Source organism: Enterococcus sp. AZ194 (assembly GCF_051713825.1).
GTDB lineage: Bacteria > Bacillota > Bacilli > Lactobacillales > Enterococcaceae > Enterococcus_K.
Genome location: NZ_JBIOQR010000001.1, coordinates 281663 through 299318, shown reverse-complemented (window position 1 = coordinate 299318; position 17656 = coordinate 281663). Strand labels below are relative to the sequence as shown.

The 17656-nt window shown below is 38.8% G+C and carries 16 protein-coding genes; 10 read left to right on the top strand and 6 right to left on the bottom strand.

Annotation, left to right across the window (positions count from 1 at the left end):
- Window positions 1-61: 61 nt before the first annotated feature.
- Window positions 62-3679 (bottom strand): DNA-directed RNA polymerase subunit beta, encoded by a 3618-nt coding sequence (rpoB, locus tag IGI37_RS01605; RefSeq protein WP_438759661.1) that lies wholly within the window; start codon window positions 3677-3679, stop codon window positions 62-64.
- Window positions 3680-4298: 619 nt separating this feature from the next.
- On the opposite strand from rpoB, the gene IGI37_RS01600 reads away from it, so the two are divergent.
- A complete protein-coding gene (locus tag IGI37_RS01600) occupies window positions 4299-4511 on the top strand; it encodes a hypothetical protein (RefSeq protein WP_438759660.1) in 213 nt (70 codons plus the stop codon).
- A gap of 59 nt (window positions 4512-4570) precedes the next feature.
- Complete coding sequence (locus IGI37_RS01595) at window positions 4571-4783, top strand: LPXTG cell wall anchor domain-containing protein (protein WP_438759659.1); 213 nt, start codon at window positions 4571-4573, stop codon at window positions 4781-4783.
- On the opposite strand, the gene IGI37_RS01590 is transcribed toward IGI37_RS01595, so the two are convergent.
- Window positions 4780-4908, bottom strand: coding sequence for a hypothetical protein (locus IGI37_RS01590; RefSeq protein WP_438759658.1), 129 nt, complete (start codon window positions 4906-4908; stop codon window positions 4780-4782). The genes IGI37_RS01595 and IGI37_RS01590 overlap by 4 nt on opposite strands.
- 600 nt (window positions 4909-5508) lie before the next feature.
- Between IGI37_RS01590 and IGI37_RS01585 the strand changes: the two genes are divergently transcribed.
- The 3 genes from IGI37_RS01585 (at window position 5509) to IGI37_RS01575 (ending at window position 8333) form a co-directional block, all read left to right on the top strand.
- A complete protein-coding gene (locus tag IGI37_RS01585; RefSeq protein WP_438759657.1) occupies window positions 5509-6486 on the top strand; it encodes an ABC transporter substrate-binding protein in 978 nt (325 codons plus the stop codon).
- Between the two features lie 126 nt (window positions 6487-6612).
- Window positions 6613-7533 carry an ABC transporter permease gene (locus tag IGI37_RS01580; protein ID WP_438759656.1) on the top strand — a complete coding sequence of 307 codons (921 nt, stop codon included), beginning with the start codon at window positions 6613-6615 and terminating at the stop codon, window positions 7531-7533.
- The gene (locus IGI37_RS01575) at window positions 7530-8333 is read left to right on the top strand and encodes an ABC transporter ATP-binding protein (protein WP_438759655.1); all 804 of its coding nucleotides are present in this window, start codon (window positions 7530-7532) and stop codon (window positions 8331-8333) included. Before IGI37_RS01580 ends, IGI37_RS01575 begins: the two co-directional genes overlap by 4 nt.
- A 126-nt stretch (window positions 8334-8459) precedes the next feature.
- On the opposite strand, the gene IGI37_RS01570 is transcribed toward IGI37_RS01575, so the two are convergent.
- The gene (locus IGI37_RS01570) at window positions 8460-8672 is read right to left on the bottom strand and encodes a zinc ribbon domain-containing protein (RefSeq protein ID WP_438759654.1); all 213 of its coding nucleotides are present in this window, start codon (window positions 8670-8672) and stop codon (window positions 8460-8462) included.
- Window positions 8673-8806: 134 nt separating this feature from the next.
- Between IGI37_RS01570 and IGI37_RS01565 the strand changes: the two genes are divergently transcribed.
- Window positions 8807-9763 (top strand): biotin--[acetyl-CoA-carboxylase] ligase, encoded by a 957-nt coding sequence (locus IGI37_RS01565; RefSeq protein ID WP_438759653.1) that lies wholly within the window; start codon window positions 8807-8809, stop codon window positions 9761-9763.
- A 169-nt stretch (window positions 9764-9932) separates the two neighbouring features.
- Here IGI37_RS01565 and menA read toward each other — a convergent pair whose 3' ends face one another.
- The 3 genes from menA to pplA form a co-directional block, all read right to left on the bottom strand.
- A complete protein-coding gene (gene menA, locus IGI37_RS01560; protein ID WP_438759652.1) occupies window positions 9933-10889 on the bottom strand; it encodes a 1,4-dihydroxy-2-naphthoate polyprenyltransferase in 957 nt (318 codons plus the stop codon).
- A 12-nt stretch (window positions 10890-10901) separates the two neighbouring features.
- On the bottom strand, window positions 10902-11987 hold the full coding sequence (locus IGI37_RS01555; protein ID WP_438759651.1) for an FAD:protein FMN transferase: 1086 nt from the start codon (window positions 11985-11987) through the stop codon (window positions 10902-10904).
- Between the two features lie 324 nt (window positions 11988-12311).
- Window positions 12312-13250, bottom strand: coding sequence for an extracellular electron transfer flavoprotein PplA (gene pplA / locus IGI37_RS01550; RefSeq protein ID WP_438759650.1), 939 nt, complete (start codon window positions 13248-13250; stop codon window positions 12312-12314).
- 256 nt (window positions 13251-13506) lie between these two features.
- On the opposite strand from pplA, the gene IGI37_RS01545 reads away from it, so the two are divergent.
- From IGI37_RS01545 to IGI37_RS01530, 4 genes are all read left to right on the top strand, one after another.
- On the top strand, window positions 13507-15468 hold the full coding sequence (locus IGI37_RS01545; RefSeq protein WP_438759649.1) for an NAD(P)/FAD-dependent oxidoreductase: 1962 nt from the start codon (window positions 13507-13509) through the stop codon (window positions 15466-15468).
- 106 nt (window positions 15469-15574) lie between these two features.
- Window positions 15575-15994 carry a NusG domain II-containing protein gene (locus IGI37_RS01540; RefSeq protein WP_438759648.1) on the top strand — a complete coding sequence of 140 codons (420 nt, stop codon included), beginning with the start codon at window positions 15575-15577 and terminating at the stop codon, window positions 15992-15994.
- Between the two features lie 14 nt (window positions 15995-16008).
- Entirely contained in the window at window positions 16009-16575 is a 567-nt protein-coding gene (locus IGI37_RS01535) for a Gx transporter family protein (protein ID WP_438759647.1), read from the top strand.
- A 23-nt stretch (window positions 16576-16598) separates the two neighbouring features.
- Window positions 16599-17585, top strand: a complete 987-nt coding sequence (locus IGI37_RS01530) for a polyprenyl synthetase family protein (RefSeq protein WP_438759646.1) — start codon at window positions 16599-16601, stop codon at window positions 17583-17585.
- Window positions 17586-17656 lie beyond the last annotated feature (71 nt).

The window sequence follows — 17656 nt, the reverse complement described above, 5'->3', positions numbered from 1 at the left end:
CCATTTCAATTTCGTGGCAATCTGCAAGGCGTCTTACCGCCTTGTCAGATATAAGACTGGTTTAGTCTAATGTGTCCTCTGCCGTTTCAAATTTTTGAGCAGCCGTTTCTTGCTCTTCTTGAAGTTTCGCAGCAGCTTGTTTTTCTAACTCTTTTGCATTTTGTTGTTCTGCAAATTTTGTTAACGCATCAACGGTAATCAAATCATCATCATCGTCATCCATGTCACGAAGTTCAATTTCTTGTTCTTCGATATCTAGGACACGCATGTCTAATCCAAGTGATTGTAATTCTTTAACTAATACGCGGAATGATTCTGGTACACCTGGTTTTGGAATTGGCTCACCTTTAACGATGGCTTCGTATGTTTTCACACGACCAACAACGTCATCTGATTTGTACGTCAAAATTTCTTGTAAAGTATAAGCTGCACCGTATGCTTCCAGTGCCCATACTTCCATTTCCCCAAAACGTTGTCCACCAAATTGAGCTTTCCCTCCCAATGGTTGTTGTGTAACCAATGAGTAAGGTCCAATTGAACGGGCATGTAATTTATCATCAACCATGTGGGCTAATTTAATCATGTACATCACACCGACAGAGATACGTCCATCAAATGGTTCCCCTGTCCGACCATCATAAAGGATTGTTTTCGCGTCACTTGCCATACCGGCTTCACGAACCGTTTCCCAAACATCTTCATCGGTTGCTCCATCAAAGACTGGTGTCGCAACGTGGATGCCTAACTGACGGGCAGCCATTCCTAAGTGTAGTTCAAGTACTTGTCCGATATTCATACGAGACGGAACCCCTAATGGATTCAACATGATATCGATTGGCGTACCATCTGGTAAGAAAGGCATGTCTTCTTCTGGCATAATGCGAGAGACAACCCCTTTATTCCCGTGACGACCGGCCATTTTATCTCCTTCGTGAATTTTACGTTTTTGAACGATATAGACACGAACTAACATGTTTACGCCTGGTGATAATTCATCGCCAGCTTCACGTGTAAAGATCTTCACATCATGAACAATCCCGCCACCACCATGTGGTACGCGTAGAGAAGTATCACGAACTTCACGTGCTTTTTCACCGAAAATAGCATGTAATAGACGTTCTTCAGCAGATAGTTCAGTCACTCCCTTAGGTGTCACTTTCCCTACTAATAAATCGCCATCTTTCACTTCTGCTCCAATTCGGATAATACCCATTTCATCTAAATCTTTCAGTGCATCTTCACCGACGTTTGGAATTTCACGAGTAATTTCTTCAGGTCCTAATTTGGTATCACGAGCTTCTGATTCATATTCTTCAATATGAATAGACGTGTATACATCATCTTTCACTAGACGACGGCTCATGATAATCGCATCTTCATAGTTGTACCCTTCCCAAGTCATGAAGCCGACTAAGACGTTTTGCCCTAAAGCCATTTCGCCCTCTTCCATAGAAGGTCCATCAGCTAGAGTATCGCCTTTTTCCACTTTTTCACCAAGGTGAACGATTGGACGTTGGTTATAACTTGTTCCTGAGTTTGAACGACGGAATTTAGTGACAGAATATTTATCTAATGCCCCGTTATCACGACGAACGCGCACTTCAGAAGCGTCAACAAATTCTACAACCCCATCATGTTTACATAATAAAGCGGCACCTGAGTCATGCGCTGACTTATATTCCATTCCTGTTCCCACCCAAGGAGAACGAGGTTGAATCAATGGTACGGCTTGACGCTGCATGTTGGCACCCATCAAGGCACGGTTGGAGTCATCGTTTTCTAAGAACGGAATACAAGCGGTGGCAACAGCAACTACTTGTTTTGGTGAAACGTCCATGTAATCGACTTTATCAATTGGAATTTCTAAGTTTTCACTCTGAGAACGAGCCATAACTAACTCTTCTGCAAAGCTTCCATCTTCGTTTAATAATGAGTTCGCTTGCGCTACGATATAGTGATCCTCAATATCAGCTGTTAAATAATCAATCGTATCTGTTACACGACCTGTTTCACGGTCAACACGACGATAAGGCGTTTCGATAAAACCAAATTTGTTGACTTTGGCATAACTAGACAAGCTATTGATCAACCCGATATTTGGTCCTTCAGGCGTTTCAATCGGACACATACGACCATAGTGAGAGTAATGAACATCTCGAACTTCATAGCCGGCACGATCACGTGTCAATCCACCAGGTCCTAAGGCTGATAGACGACGTTTGTGCGTCAACTCACCTAGAGGGTTTGTTTGATCCATGAACTGTGACAACTGAGAAGAACCAAAGAATTCTTTGATACTTGCAACAACTGGTCGAATATTAATTAATTGTTGTGGTGTCAATGTTTCTGTGTCTTGGATAGACATTCTTTCACGAACCACACGTTCCATACGAGCTAACCCGATACGGAATTGATTTTGTAATAATTCCCCAACAGAACGAATACGACGATTTCCTAAATGGTCGATATCATCGACATTGCCGATTCCTTCCATTAAGTTCAAGAAATAACTCATAGAAGCAACGATATCTGCTGGACGAACCGTACGGATAGCAGCTTCTGGATAGCCGTTCCCAATCACGTTGATTTCACGTTCAGGATCTTTTGGTGAAAAGACTTTGATTACTTGAACAGTCATTGGTTCAGTCACAACACCATCTTCTGAAGGATAGTAAGTTACTGAGTTCAAGCCGTTATCAATATGTTGGCCTAAGTTTTCCATAACTTGGTGAGTTAAAACTGTTCCTTTTTCAACAAGGATTTCACCCGTCTCTGGATCTACTAAGGTTTCAGCTAATGTTAAGTTTAATAGACGTGTTTTTAAGTCTAATTTTTTATTGACTTTGTAACGACCTACATTGGCAAGGTCATAACGTTTTGGATCGAAGAAACGAGCATTCAGTAAGCTACGAGAACTATCTGCTGTTTTAGGCTCGCCTGGACGTAAACGTTCGTAAACATCTTTCAACCCTTCTTCTGTACGTGAATCGCTAGCATTTTTATGCAAATCTTTTTCGATGGTATTGCGTAAGCTTTCACTCTCGCCGAAAATTTCAAAAATGGTGTCATCTGAGCCGAAGCCTAATGCACGGACCAAAACAGTTAATGGAATTTTACGTGTACGGTCAATACGCACATATGAAATGTCTTTTGCATCTGTTTCCATCTCTAACCATGCGCCACGGTTAGGAATCACTGTTGAGCCAAAACCTTCTTTGCCGTTTTTATCCACTTTCCCATGGAAGTAAACGCCTGGAGAACGAACCAACTGAGAAACGATTACTCGTTCTGCCCCGTTGATAATAAATGTACCCATTTCAGTCATCAGTGGAAAATCACCGAAGAAAACTTCTTGAGACTTAATTTCACCCGTTTCACGATTCGTTAAACGCAACGTAACGTGTAAAGGTGCAGAGTAGTTCGCATCGTGTGCACGAGCTTCTTCTACTGTATACTTAGGTTCTTTTAATTCATAATCAACAAATTCTAGTGACAGGTTGCCGTTAAAATCATCAATAGGTAAAATGTCTTCAAACATTTCTCTAAGTCCTTCATCAAGGAACCATTGATAAGAGTCTGTTTGAATTTCAATCAGGTTTGGTAATTCCAACACTTCACTGATTCTCGCGAAACTTCTACGTTCACGGTGTTTTCCGTATTTTACTACGTGTCCAGCCAAGTTCTTCACTCCTCTAATAAGTCTTCAAAATGCTACCCGAGCCTCTATGTTACATTTTAATTACATAAATTAAAATTACGTAACAACAAGCATTTTTTGCGGCTTTTAGGCAAAAAAAAACCAAAAATAGAACATTCTCTTGAAAGATATTTTCTTGAGCTTCTACTTTTGTTTCCCTATTTAAACCGGAACGGACAATATTTCGTTCCTGCTTTCATTTCTGTATCAGATAGTTTTTGCAACTTCACATGTTACACTGTTTTCGTATGAAAGTCAAGGGTTTATGTGAGAGAATCATTAAGCTGTTTCAGCTTTAAGAAAACAAAAGCAACATATTGAATATTTCCCTCATTGATTTTATCTATCCTCTAACTTAAAGACAGTTCAACCTCTTTCTGAGTAAGCATTATTATAGAAAGAACTTCATTTACAATCTCTTTTAAACTATTTTTTACTCAAATACTTTACGAAGTCTCCCCTATTTCTTTAGTGTCAGGTTTTTCATCCCACCATCGCAATGAATGGCCTTTCTACAGACTACTTTTTATCATGCGCTATACTTTCATAGCGAAAGAGTTGCTCTTCTATTTTACAAATGTTACAAAAAGGAGCGCTTTTTATGAAAAAAGTACTATATAGTTCCATATTACTACCAGCATTATTCGTTAGTGCTTATGCAAACGCTGAAGAAAACAACCAGCTAAGTCAAAGCAGTGACGCACTTGTGCAGCAAGCCAGTTCTGAAACACAAGAAACATCTGAGGTCGCATTCGCCGATAAACATATAAACACAAAGACCCAAATAGAATTATTAGTAAAAAATGGGATCTAACAAAGGAACAAGGGGATTCCTTCTTAGCTGCTGTTGAAGCGGCGAAAACTATCGATGAATTGGATGCTATTTGGAAAAAAGTAGAACAGCAAGTAGCAAGTAATAAGAAAGAAACACAATCTAGTAGCGATAAAGCTGAAGCGAAAAAAACGACAACTATTTTACCAAAGACCGGAGAAAAACGGCTTAGCACTCTATTAATCGGCTTAGGGATTTTATTAATTTCTACTGTTGCCATAATTAAATTCAAATCAAATTCAGTAAACAATTAGTTGTTTAACTCATGTTTCACACGTAAGAACTCACCCAAGACCTCTGTATAAGTCAGGTGATTGGTAAGTGTGAAGCTTGAAAGAAAAGTTTCACGCTCACCTCGTGGAACTTTTTTGTTTCTCATTTTTCTATTTCTCACCAAATGACTAGTCTCCTCGTTTCTTTTTTGTTCCTCCCCCTTCACTTTCCATAAAAATTCTAGTTTATCCAGTGACAATTCCACCTAATCATGAAACAATCCTTTCAAATAAATAAAAAAAGTTTTTCTTCAAATTGATTGTTTCACGGCCAGGCCGACCAAATTCCTAAAAAAATATTTACCCGGAAAAGCCTTGATATGTTCACTGTTCTATCGATTTTCGAGTTACTTTTTTAGTGAATATTCTGAAAATTTAAAAACTTTTCATTGACAGCTCATTTATTTTTCCTATATACTGATAACAATTCAATTTGTGGAGGGGTTCATTATGACTCATTTAGACAGTACACAACTGAATAATCTTTACTTTAGCTATTTTAGATAAGTTTGTATTCATCATTGTGGATACAAACGGACAACGTGAGTTTGTATCTATAATGGCTAGAGAGTTTGCATCTGCAAAAAGAAGCCACGTAGACAATACTAAGTGGTGAGCAGAGAACGATTGTAATCGACCTTTTCAATCCATTTAGGCATATTGTCTGAATGGATTTTTTATTTTCAGAAAAATTAGGAGGACTTAGGATGAAAAAGAAAGTATTAGCAGGATTAGGAATGATTTCACTATTGGCGTTAGGAGCATGTGGTACGTCAAATGAAAACACAGATGGTGGCAAAAATAGCGACGGAAAAACAGTTGGCGTTTTACAATTAGTCAAACATGGTTCGTTAGATGCCGCTTACGAAGGATTTAAAGAAGGACTTGAAGAAAATGGCTACAAGGAAGGCGACAATTTAACAATTAATTACCAAAATGCTCAAAATAATCAAGATAATTTAAAAAGTATGAGCGAAAAATTAGTGAAGGAGAAACCTAATCTTCTTTTAGCCATTGCTACACCGGCCGCTCAATCTCTATTAAATGAAACAACAGATATTCCAATTACCGTAACAGCTGTCACAGACTTGATCGAAGCAAAACTAGTTAGCTCAAACGAAGAGCCTGGTGGAAACGTGACTGGAACAACGGATATGGTTCCGATCGACAAACAAATTCAACTATTGTTAAGTATTGTCCCTGACGCAAAAACAATCGGAATTATGTACAATAACGGCGAAGCAAACTCAAAAATCCAAGCAGACCTTGCTGAAGAAGCATTAAAAAAAGCTGGCGTAAAAGTCAAAATTTTAACGGCCAACTCAACAAATGATGTACAGCAAGTAACTTCAAGTTTAGCCAAAGATGTTGACGGCATTTATGTCCCTACAGATAACACCTTTGCCAGTGCGGCGCCAGTTATCGGAGAAGTTGCAAGGGAAACAAAAACACCAGTTGTCGCTGGTTCAGTTGAACAAATCGACGAAGGTGGCTTAGCAACTTTCGGAATTGATTACCACTCACTAGGAAAACAGACAGGAGCTATGGCTGCAAAAATCCTAGACGGTGACGCAAAACCTGAATCAATGCCTGTAGAATCTGCTAACGAGTACAAATTAATCGTTAACGAAGATATGGCTAAAGCATTAGGAATTGATCCAACAAGCATTAAAGAACCAAAATAAATAAACACGTGCGACTCTTTTTCAGGCCTCGTTTAGATCAATAAGAGGTCTGAAAAACGGTGCGTGAAACTAATGCAATAAAAAAACACGCGCCACTTTTTCTATTTGAAAGGAAGACATACTTTTATGAGTAATCTATTAACTATATTTGTTTCATCAACCTCGCAAGGCTTATTATGGTCGCTTTTGGCTATTGGCGTATTTTTAACTTACCGAATCTTAGATATTGCTGATTTGACAACGGAAGGTAGCTTCCCTCTAGGCGCTGGTATCGCTGCCATCAGTATCACCCAAGGCATGTCACCTATCGTAGCAAGTCTACTTGGTTTTTTGGGTGGTGTGGTTGCTGGACTTGTTTCTGGCATTTTGCATACCAAATTAAAAATCCCTGCGTTACTTGCCGGAATCATTACCATGACAGGCTTATACTCGATTACAAGCCGTGTAATGGATGCCCCTAACCTATCTTTACTTGGGCAAAAGACCTTCTTCTCTTGGCTTCAACCACTCGGACTCTCTAAAATCAACACGGTGATTATCGCCGCTGCAATTATTATCATTTTCGTAATCATCGCACTTGTTTTGTTTTTCAGAACCGAAATCGGACTGGCGATTCGTTCAACTGGAGATAATTTAGAAATGAGTGAAGCAAACGGCATCAATACGGACAACATGAAAATGATTGGTTATATGATTTCAAACGGCTGTATCTCTTTATCTGGTGCTCTTTTGGCACAAAATAACGGCTTTGCTGATGTCAACTCTGGGATTGGAACAATCGTTATCGGCTTGGCTTCTATCATTATCGCTGAAGTTTTATTCCGCAACCGCCCGCTTCCTATTCGCTTACTCACGATTGTTTTAGGGGCTATTATCTATCGGTTTATTTTGGCTCTAGTATTTGAATTGAATATTCCATCTGATTACTCAAAACTAGCTTCAGCACTTGTCTTAGTTGTTTGTTTATCCCTTCCACAAGTTCGCAGTAAACTTTCACTAAAACTTCCAGCTACACAAGAAAAATCGAAAGGGGAGAAAAGTAAATGACCGCTGTATTAACCATTGAAAATCTTCACCAAATTTTTGAAGCCAACACCGTCAATGAAAATCACGTATTAAAAGGGATTGATTTAACCATTGAAGCCGGTGAATTTGTGACAATCATCGGAGGAAACGGTGCGGGTAAATCAACGCTTTTAAATAGTATCGCTGGAACAATCCCAACTACTACAGGGAAAATCTGTTTACAGGGAACAGATATTACAAAAAAATCAGTCACCAAACGCTCAAAAGATATTAGCCGTGTCTTCCAAGATCCACGAATGGGGACAGCCGTTCGTTTGACAGTCGAAGAAAATTTAGCTCTTGCTATGTTACGTGGGCAAAGAAGAGGGTTTCGTAGCGGCGTTCAGAAAAAAGACCGCAGCTTTTTCAAAGAACAGCTTGCTCATCTAAATCTCGGCTTAGAAGATCGACTTCATACTGAAATTGGCTTATTATCTGGCGGACAACGACAAGCAATTACTTTACTCATGGCTACTTTACAACGGCCAGAATTAATTCTTTTGGATGAACACACTGCGGCTCTTGATCCCAAAACATCCTTGACCGTTATGGCGTTAACCGAACAACTAATCACCGAACAAAAACTAACTGCTTTTATGGTTACTCACGATATGGAAGACGCCATTCGTTATGGCACTCGTTTGATTATGTTGCATCAAGGAAACATTGTCGTTGATATTTCTGGCGAAGATAAAAAAGATTTAACTGTGCCACATTTGATGGAACTTTTCCATAAAAATAGTGGTGCTGAACTAAAAGATGACCAGCTTCTTTTGGTCTAAACAAAAAGACAGCTCCTCATTTGATAAACAATTAATTCCCTGTTTATCAAAAGGTAAGCTGTCTTTTCGTTCATTTGAAATGAGGCGATACTCGCTTCTTCCCCTCACTTTGTCCATTTGTCAGGATTAACCGCCCATTAAAAAGTCTAAGACGTTCCACCCATCACTTGTTCGGCTTTGATATAACTCAGTAAAGCCACACTGCGTACAACTAACCGTGATAAATTTTTTGTTTTGGACGTCAAAGATTTTTGCAAAGTTTCCACCAGTCGCTTGAAATTGATCCGAAATATAATGCTGATTTCCACATTTCTCACAAACATATTGTTTTTTCTCCATTTTCATCGCCCCTCTCTTATGACTTAATTATACCTTTTCTTAGAAAAAAAAACTCCGTCCAAGGATGTATTCTTTGCTGATAATTCTCTTTATCTTTGCTACACTAGAAGTAATAAATGAAATGAGGAATCCAAATGTCAACTAAAAATCGTGTCTTAGCCTTATTAAAAGAGACCTCCACTGCTTTAAGTGGCGAAAAAATTGCGCAAGAACTTGGCGTCTCTAGAACGGCTATTTGGAAAGCCATAAAGGAACTAGAGAAAGCAGGCTATCACTTTGAACACCAAGCAATTGGCTATCGTTATCTGCCTTCTGATGTCCTTTCAAAAGAAGAGCTTTCTCAACAGCTACCTACACTTTCTATTGATGTTGCATCAACCTCTGAATCCACAATGAAGGTGGCTAAGTATGCCGCAATTGACGGCCAACGCGGACCGAGTCTATTTGTTGCCGATATGCAAGAACAACCAAAAGGACGCTTTGGTCGCCCGTTTTACGCTGAACAAGGACGTGGTATTTACATGAGCTTACTTTTAAGCCCTAATCGCTCGTTTGAAGAGCTTCCCCAATACACCGTTCTTGCCGCTGTTGCTGTTGCAGAAGCCATCGATTCACTGGTGGGAGTCTCTACAGAAATCAAATGGGTCAATGATATTTATTTAAATGGCAAAAAAATTTGTGGGATTTTATCTGAAGCAATCAGTGATTTTGAAAGTGGTCACATCGCACACATTATTATCGGTATGGGTCTCAATTTTTCTCTACCACAAGAAAACTTCCCAGCTGAATTAAAAGAAAAAGCTTCGTCTCTATTTCCCGATGGACAAGCAACGATTACTCGAAATGAGCTTATCGCAAAAATTTGGCAACGATTCTTTTATCATTTAGATCGGTTGCCAGATGTCAGCTACTTAGAGACCTATCGCAAAAAATCCTATGTCTTAGGGAAAACTGTTTCGTTCGTCCAAAAAGACCAAAAATATACAGGCATCGCAACGGCTATTACCGACCTAGGCGAACTCGTCGTCCAAGTCGGACAGCAAACCATCACCCTGTCCTCTGGGGAAATAAGCTTACAAACGATTCAGTAAAAAATAGTGTTGGTGGAAGATTTGAAAACCTTCTACCAACACTATTTTTGAAACTAGTATAGAGTCAAGTCTGTCCTTTGAAACTAGCCATTCATCTTGGAGATTAGACTTTGATTACTTTCATTATCGGTCAGCTTAGCACGTTTGAGCTTTATTTTCTAAACCCTTTTTACCTTACTTTTTGCCAAACAAAGGTCAACAGTAAACCAGCAACATAACTACCATTAAACAAAACCATATTTTTGATGGCATACCCAAAGCTACGTGGCTGAGGCAAGACTTCTTTGTACTCTTTCAAGTTTTTGAGAATTTTCGGCAACGTCAAGAAGGTCAGCAGGATTGGCCATTCGTACAATCCCACCAAAACGCCCAACGCCATAATCAAATAGCAGCTTAGCATCAATAATTGAAACAGCACGATCCCATGTGGCCGACCAATATAATAAACCAATGTATACCGTCGATTTTCAATATCACGATCCAGGTCACGTAGATTGTTAGCTAACATGATATTAGCAATCGTAAAAATCAACGGTAACGAAGCTACAAAAACTGCTAAAACAGCCCAAATACTTCCTTGTAGAGCGAATAAGCCCGTACCAAAATCAACAGCCAAATAAAAGATTTTTTTGTCAGCTGTATTTAAGTAAACCGTCATAGCAAAGATTCCAAGCCCCATGGTCACACCACTGAATATTTCACCTAAAGGCATTCTTGACAATGGAACAGGACCAAACGTGTAGAATATGCCGATAAAACAACACACACCACCCATAATGAGTAATAACCATCCTGTAAGATAAGTCAAAACAAGGCCGATGCAAAGAACAAAAAGAATCATTCCTATAATCATATTACGAACGAGCAGTGGAGAAATCTTTTCTCGACCAATGACGTTCTCTTCATATTTATAAACGTCAGAATGTGCTTTTTGGAAATCCATATAATTGTTGATGGCCGTTGTCGCTAAATCAAAAATAAGCATACCGATAAAAAACAGCGCGGTATATCCCCACTGAACCTGCTTAAAATAGGTCATTGAAAAAAGTAAGCCCACGACAAAGGGAAAAACACTTGCGACTTTTGTCCGAATTTCAACAACCTCTAAAAACACCTTAACTGACATTTTCTCGCCCCTTTATTTCAACTCGCTACGGTCACCCATCGTGTAATCTGAGTTAGCATCTAACTTGAACTCATCTTTAATGGCATCCGTCACGTAAACTTTACCTTCTTTAGTCACAAAAATAGCATTGGTTCCTTTATCGGTCTTTTGTTCGATATAATCTAATCCAGCTTTGACCCCTTTATCAAAAATGACCGTTGTTAATCCGTCGCCATCAATTGATTTATCTGTAATAACCGTCACACTCGCTACATCATTATCATAGGGATAGCCTGTTTTTGAGTCGAAGATATGATGATATTTTTTTCCATCAACTTCCAAATAACGTTCATAGATTCCTGAAGTTACCAACGTTTTGTTAGTTTCCTTGATACTTCCTAACACGGAACCTCTCGGAGAATTTGGATCTTGAATCCCAACTGTCCAAGGTTCATCCTTGCCTCGAGGACTATGACCTAAAACATAAACATTCCCACCCAAATCAATAATCGCGGTTGTCACGCCTTCTTTTTTCAACACTTTGACCACTTCATCTGTAATGTACCCCTTAGCAATAGCACCCAGATCAATAATCATGCCTTTTTCTTCTAAATAAACGGTTTGGTTCTTATCATCAAATTTCACTTTACTATAGTCAATATGTTTTAACCCTTCATCTATTTCTGACTGTGCTGGTTTTCTAGCATCGTCAAACCCAATGCGCCATAATTGCGTAATTGCTCCAATAGTCATGTTAAACCCTGCATCGGATTCCTCACTGTACATATAAGCTTGTTTCAATAAGCCATACATATCCTCTGTCACTTTAACCGGTTTGATTCCGGCTTGGGCATTAATTTCATCTATTTCTGAGCCGGTTTGATTAATCGTAATCTTATCACCTAGCTCCTTCACTCGTTTAAAAGCAGGTGCCAGCGCGCTTTCTTTTCCATCATCATATACGCGAATACGCACGTAAGTCCCTAATAGAAACTGTTCATCTGAATACGGATCACTATTGATTTTTGGCGACGCTTCTTTTTTATCTTGGCTACAAGCAGCTAACAAAACGACAGCTACCATCGCAAACAATAGGTATACGATCTGTTTCTTTTTCATAAATTCCCTCTTTTCAAAAAGTAAATCAATACAACTTCTATATAATAGCGCGTTTTCCTTCACTTGAAAAGTACTTCACTCGAATAAACGCTCATTTTTTCACAAACTCTTCCTTACTTCTAAATTTGCTTTCATTTTTACTGACAACTACAGATTCCAAGCATTTCACAAAGTTTTCTAAAACAACCAGTAAGTGTAGGCAAAATGAACAGACAGATAAATAGGGACTCTCCCTTACCAGCAGTTGTCAAAAACTGCAAAAAAAATCTGTGGCAAAAGGATTGTTTTGCCACAGAAATGAAAACTATTTCGTTAATTCACTAATTATTCAGTTACAATGTTATCTACTTCGATTGTCGCAGTGTCGCCTTTTTCAGCGGCATTTACTAATTGCTCAGCGTAGATAATGAATGAATGTGAGCTGTGAGTTGCACCAGTTACGACTTCGATGTTCGCTGGTGAAGGTTCTTCTCCGTTCATTGCTTTGACAAAATTATCATTCAATTCTGGAATGAATTTTTCAGGATTTGTGCTTCCTTTATCACCCATCATTTTGTTGTAGTCAGCATCTTTTTGTTTTGATTTACCATCTTTGTCGATGTTGTCATATTCAGATTTTGTTACTTTTCCGCCTTCAACAGTCATCACAAATTTCGCACGGTAATTATTTGAGTAGTTCTTTTCTTCTAAAGTATACGTACCATCTTTCAAGTCCGCACCATTATCGATTTCAATTGTTTCTGTGTTGCCAGCTTGAGCTGCTTGGATTAATTGTTGCGCATAGTTTTGGAATGATTCAAATGAATGAGTCGCGCCAGTCACTACTTCAATCCCTTGAGGACTTTGCGCTTTTTCTAATTCTTCATTAAACTTAGGAATAAATTTCTCAGGACTTGTCCCCGCTTTTTCGTCCATCATCTTGTTGTAGTCAGCATCTTCTGTTTTTGATTTGCCATCTTTATTAACGTTATCATATTCAGATTTAGCGATTTTTCCGTCTTTTACCGTAATACTGAAGACTGCACGGTAGTCATTTGAGTAATTTTTTTCTTCTAATTTGTACGTACCATCTTGTAAAGGCCCGCCAGCGACAACTTTAGCCTCAGAAGATGCTTCAGTTGCTGAGCTTTCTGAACTTGCAGATGCAGCAGATGATTCACTTGAAGAAGAATCTTTCTTATCGCCATCTGAGCTACAAGCTCCTAAAACTAATACAGATAACGCCAACATCGCGAATCCTGTCACAAATTTTCTTGATTTCATTTTTTCTTCCACCTTTTCCTTTGTTTTTTCACAAAAATGGTTTGTGATACAATATACATTTTAACTATTTCGATTAATAAGTCAATCATTTATGAAAAAAACTTCACAAATTCAATTAGTTTCTGAGTAAGAATTAATAAATGTTCGTTTTTTCATGAAAATTGAGTGTAAGCATTAGACAAAATCTTATTCTCTCTATATAATATAATAGATTGTGTAATAATTATCTATTTTACTATTAAGGAGCGGATTTTCAATGACAAAGCAAAATATTGTCGTTGTAGGTGCAGGGTATGCCGGCGTTTCAGCAACGAAATTCTTGGCAAAAAAGCTGAAAAAAGACAGTGATGTTCAAATTACTTTAATTGATCGTCATTCTTACCACACTATGATGACTGAACTACATGAGATTGCAGGGGGACGCGTTGAGCCCACTGCCATTCAGTATGATTTACAGCACTTATTCTCACGTCAAAAAAACGTGAATCTTGTTACTGACACTGTGATTGGTATAGACAAAGAAAACAAAGTCGTAACTACGAAAAATGGGCAATATCCATTTGATCATGTAATATTAGGTATGGGTGGCGAACCAAATGATTTTGGTACACCTGGCGTAAAAGAAAATGGCTTCACTCTTTGGTCTTTTGAAGATGCGCTTAAGATTCGTGAACACATCGAAGAGACCGTTGCAAAAGCTGCAATTGAACCTGATCCAGAAGTTCGTAAAGCAATGTTAACTTTTGTTGTCTGTGGTTCTGGCTTCACTGGAATTGAAATGATTGGCGAGCTTATCGACTGGAAAGACCGTTTAGCTAAAGACAGCAAGTTAGATCCTAGTGAATTTACATTAATGGTTGTTGAAGCTGTACCAACCATTCTTAATATGCTAACTCGTAACGATGCAGCAAAAGCAGAACGTTACTTAGAGAAAAAGAATGTGAAATTACTAGTTAATTCGCCAATCGTTGAAGTGGCACCTGATCATATCAAGTTAAAAGATGGTTCAAGCGTTCCTACTCATACGCTTATCTGGACAGCTGGAGTAAAAGCTACTTCGGATGCTGCTGATTTTGGATTAGAGGCTGCACGAGGACAACGTTTAATCGCTAATGAGTATATGCAAGCAAAAGGATATGAAGACAAAAATATTTATGTAATTGGAGATTTAGTGTACTACGAAGAATTCCCTAATACACCAACTCCGCAAATCGTTCAAGCTGCTGAGCAAACCGCTCATACCGCAGCTGCAAATATTGTTTCTTCTATTAAAGGGGGCGACAAACATAAATTTAAGAGCAACTATCAAGGCTTTATGGTTTCTGTCGGTTCTAAATGGGGCGTAGCGAATCTATTTGATAAAATTCATTTAAGTGGCTTCTTAGCTATTGTTATGAAACACATCGTCAACCTGAAGTATTTCTTTGATATTCGTTCTGGTTACTACATGTTCCAATATATCATGCATGAATTCTTCCATATCAAAGATGATCGTAATGTCGCTCGTGGCCATTCTTCACGCTACGGAAACGTCTTATGGAGTGTTCCATTACGTGTCTTCTATGGATTGGTTTGGTTAGTTGAATCAGGTAAGAAAATTATCGGTGACGGCGAGTTATTCAAACCAAGTACTTGGTTTGGTGATGGTTCTTGGTTCAAAGGCGACAGCGTATTCCCTTGGACTTGGGGTTACAATGTAGCAGATGCCGCTTCTGGCGCATCTGAAGCAGCATCAACTGCAACGGATGCTGCAAGTGCCGCTTCTGGTGCCGCTGATGCCGCAACATCTGGTGCAGGTGAAGCTGCTGCCCAAGCTGCCCATTTTGGTTTAAGTTATGCCTATGGTGAACAGCCAATGGTCGTTATCGAAAAATCACCAAATTGGTTTACAAAAATTATGCAGTTTATTATGCCAAACAATGATGTGGCAATGTTCTTCCAAAAATTCATGGTATTCTTTGAAATTGCTTTAGCTTTAGCTTTAATTGCTGGTTTGTTTACTTGGTTATCTAGTGCGACAACGATTGTATTAGTAATCACTTTCTGTATGTCTGGTATGTTCTATTGGGTAAATATTTGGTTTATCTTCGTAGCCTTTGCTTTAATGAATGGCTCTGGGCGTGCGGTTGGTTTAGACCGTTGGGTAATCCCATGGTTACAACGCACATTAGGTAAATTGCGGTATGGTACAGCCAAGTCACTATACGGACAAAAATAACCTTTCAATCAAGGAAAGTTCTAGGTGAACCCTAGGACTTTCTTTTCTTCTTGTGATAAAATTAGGACAGTCTTTAAAATCTATAGTATGGAAAGGAGCAGCGCGAATGAAGTGGCGTGAATTTATTATAAAAAGCCGCCTAAAGCCATGGGATATTGTAATTATTACAGGACTCATTCTTGTCTCTTTTGTCCCTTTAATTATTTTTGGGCTACAGCAAACAGCAGAAGCCACGGTGACTAAGCAAGCTGTTCTTCGAGTAGATGGAGAAGAGATCAAAACCTTTGACCTTTACGAAGGTCAAAAAACCTATACCTACACTTATAAGGATGAAGATGGCGATTATAATATTCTTGAGATAAGTGATGGAAAGATTCGTATCAAGGAAGCAAACTGTGGCGACCAAATTTGCGTTCGACAAGGTTGGGCACAAAAGAATGGTGAAACGCGTGTCTGCTTACCTCATAAATTGGTCATTGAAATTCAGACTTCAGATGGGAGTGATGAGGGTAGCCTAATTTATTAGCGCTACTATAGCTTATGAGCCAATTACAAAAAAACATCTATATTGCTTTACTCGTTGCTCAAGGAGTTGTTATCGGTTTAGTCGAAAACATGATTCCCTATCCCTTTGCTTTCGCTCCAGGTGCCAAGCTTGGCTTAGCAAATTTGATTACAATCATTGCGATTTTTACAATGCCAAAAAAAGAGAGCTTTTTACTAGTTTGGATGAGACTAATTTTAACGACCCTATTAGGTGGTACACTCTCAACCTTCTTATATAGTATGAGTGGCGCTCTGTTAAGTTATTTGGGAATGCTTCTAGTCAAACTACTCGGACCAAAACGCGTCAGCATCATTGGAATTAGTGCAACGGGTGGATTTATGCATAATGTCGGACAATTAGTCACGGCCTCTTTTATCGCTCAATCGTGGACGATTATGCTTTACTTACCCATCCTATCTGTCATTGGTCTACTGTCCGGGATAGCCATTGGGATTGCTGCTAATTATTTGCTCACTCACGTCCAAACTTTGCGAAGATTCCAATTAAACTATGAAAAAAACAGCCGTCACAAATGGCGCCTACTCGATTCGAAAAAATAATTGTTGTAAACAAGGAGTCCGCTATGAAACTTCATCCTATATGGAAACCCTATCCTTCAATATCCAAAGAGTTAACAACAACTTTGAATTTGATGGAAAATTCAATTAACTTAAAAAACAAAGCGGTAGAAAAAGCCGTTCTCGAAATGATTCACTCGGGTGGAAAAATGCTGCGCCCAGCTTATCAGCTGCTCTTTTCACAATTCGGTCCAGAACAAGATCGTAAAAAAGCCATGTCTTTAGCTGCTTCTATCGAGATGCTACACACCGCAACTTTACTGCATGATGATGTCGTTGACGATGCAGACATAAGGCGCGGACTGCCGACTATTCGTTCTACTTTTGGAAATGATGTAGCTGTTTACGCTGGAGATTACCTTCTTGTTTGTTGTTTTAAACTCTTAGCTGATTACTCAAGTTCTTTAAAAAGCTTACAGCTAAATTCACGTAGTATGGAAAAAATTCTAAGTGGTGAACTAGGTCAGATGGAAAGTCGCTATAACTTTGAGGGGACAGTCGATCAATATCTAGAAAATATTTCTGGAAAAACTGCTGAACTTTTTGCGCTAAGCTGTTCTGTCGGAGCCTACGAAAGCGGAATGAATCGACGTTTTTCACAGAAATGTGGTGAAATCGGCCTGAATATCGGCATTGCCTTTCAAATAATCGATGACATTCTTGATTACACGCAAAATAGACAAGAAATAGGTAAGCCTGTGTTAGAAGATGTTCGACAAGGCGTCTACTCCTTACCTCTTTTGTATGCACTACAAAAAGATAAACAGCAGCTCCTTTTCTACCTTGAAAAAAAAGAAAAAATGACTGAGAAAGATACAAAAAAAGTCTTCTCTCTTGTTCATGAACTACAAGGAGTAGAGAAGGCTCAAGACTTAGCCAAACTTTATACTTCAAAAGCTTTGATTGCTATTGACTCTTTACCAGAAAATGAACAACAAACAAAACAAGTTTTAACGACCATCACAAAAATCATTTTAACACGAACCAATTAAACATAGAAATGAGACCACCTCGTCTATCCTATAACTGATGACGAGATGGTCTCATTCTTTTTAGCATTTAA

Coding starts and splice junctions, on each gene's coding strand:
- IGI37_RS01600 (WP_438759660.1), top strand. CDS start 4,299: ATGAAAAAAGTACTATATAGTTCCATATTACTACCAGCATTATTCGTT.
- IGI37_RS01590 (WP_438759658.1), bottom strand. CDS start 4,908: ATGAGAAACAAAAAAGTTCCACGAGGTGAGCGTGAAACTTTTCTTTCA.
- IGI37_RS01585 (WP_438759657.1), top strand. CDS start 5,509: ATGAAAAAGAAAGTATTAGCAGGATTAGGAATGATTTCACTATTGGCG.
- IGI37_RS01580 (WP_438759656.1), top strand. CDS start 6,613: ATGAGTAATCTATTAACTATATTTGTTTCATCAACCTCGCAAGGCTTA.
- IGI37_RS01575 (WP_438759655.1), top strand. CDS start 7,530: ATGACCGCTGTATTAACCATTGAAAATCTTCACCAAATTTTTGAAGCC.
- IGI37_RS01570 (WP_438759654.1), bottom strand. CDS start 8,672: ATGGAGAAAAAACAATATGTTTGTGAGAAATGTGGAAATCAGCATTAT.
- IGI37_RS01565 (WP_438759653.1), top strand. CDS start 8,807: ATGTCAACTAAAAATCGTGTCTTAGCCTTATTAAAAGAGACCTCCACT.
- menA (WP_438759652.1), bottom strand. CDS start 10,889: ATGTCAGTTAAGGTGTTTTTAGAGGTTGTTGAAATTCGGACAAAAGTC.
- IGI37_RS01555 (WP_438759651.1), bottom strand. CDS start 11,987: ATGAAAAAGAAACAGATCGTATACCTATTGTTTGCGATGGTAGCTGTC.
- pplA (WP_438759650.1), bottom strand. CDS start 13,250: ATGAAATCAAGAAAATTTGTGACAGGATTCGCGATGTTGGCGTTATCT.
- IGI37_RS01545 (WP_438759649.1), top strand. CDS start 13,507: ATGACAAAGCAAAATATTGTCGTTGTAGGTGCAGGGTATGCCGGCGTT.
- IGI37_RS01540 (WP_438759648.1), top strand. CDS start 15,575: ATGAAGTGGCGTGAATTTATTATAAAAAGCCGCCTAAAGCCATGGGAT.
- IGI37_RS01535 (WP_438759647.1), top strand. CDS start 16,009: ATGAGCCAATTACAAAAAAACATCTATATTGCTTTACTCGTTGCTCAA.
- IGI37_RS01530 (WP_438759646.1), top strand. CDS start 16,599: ATGAAACTTCATCCTATATGGAAACCCTATCCTTCAATATCCAAAGAG.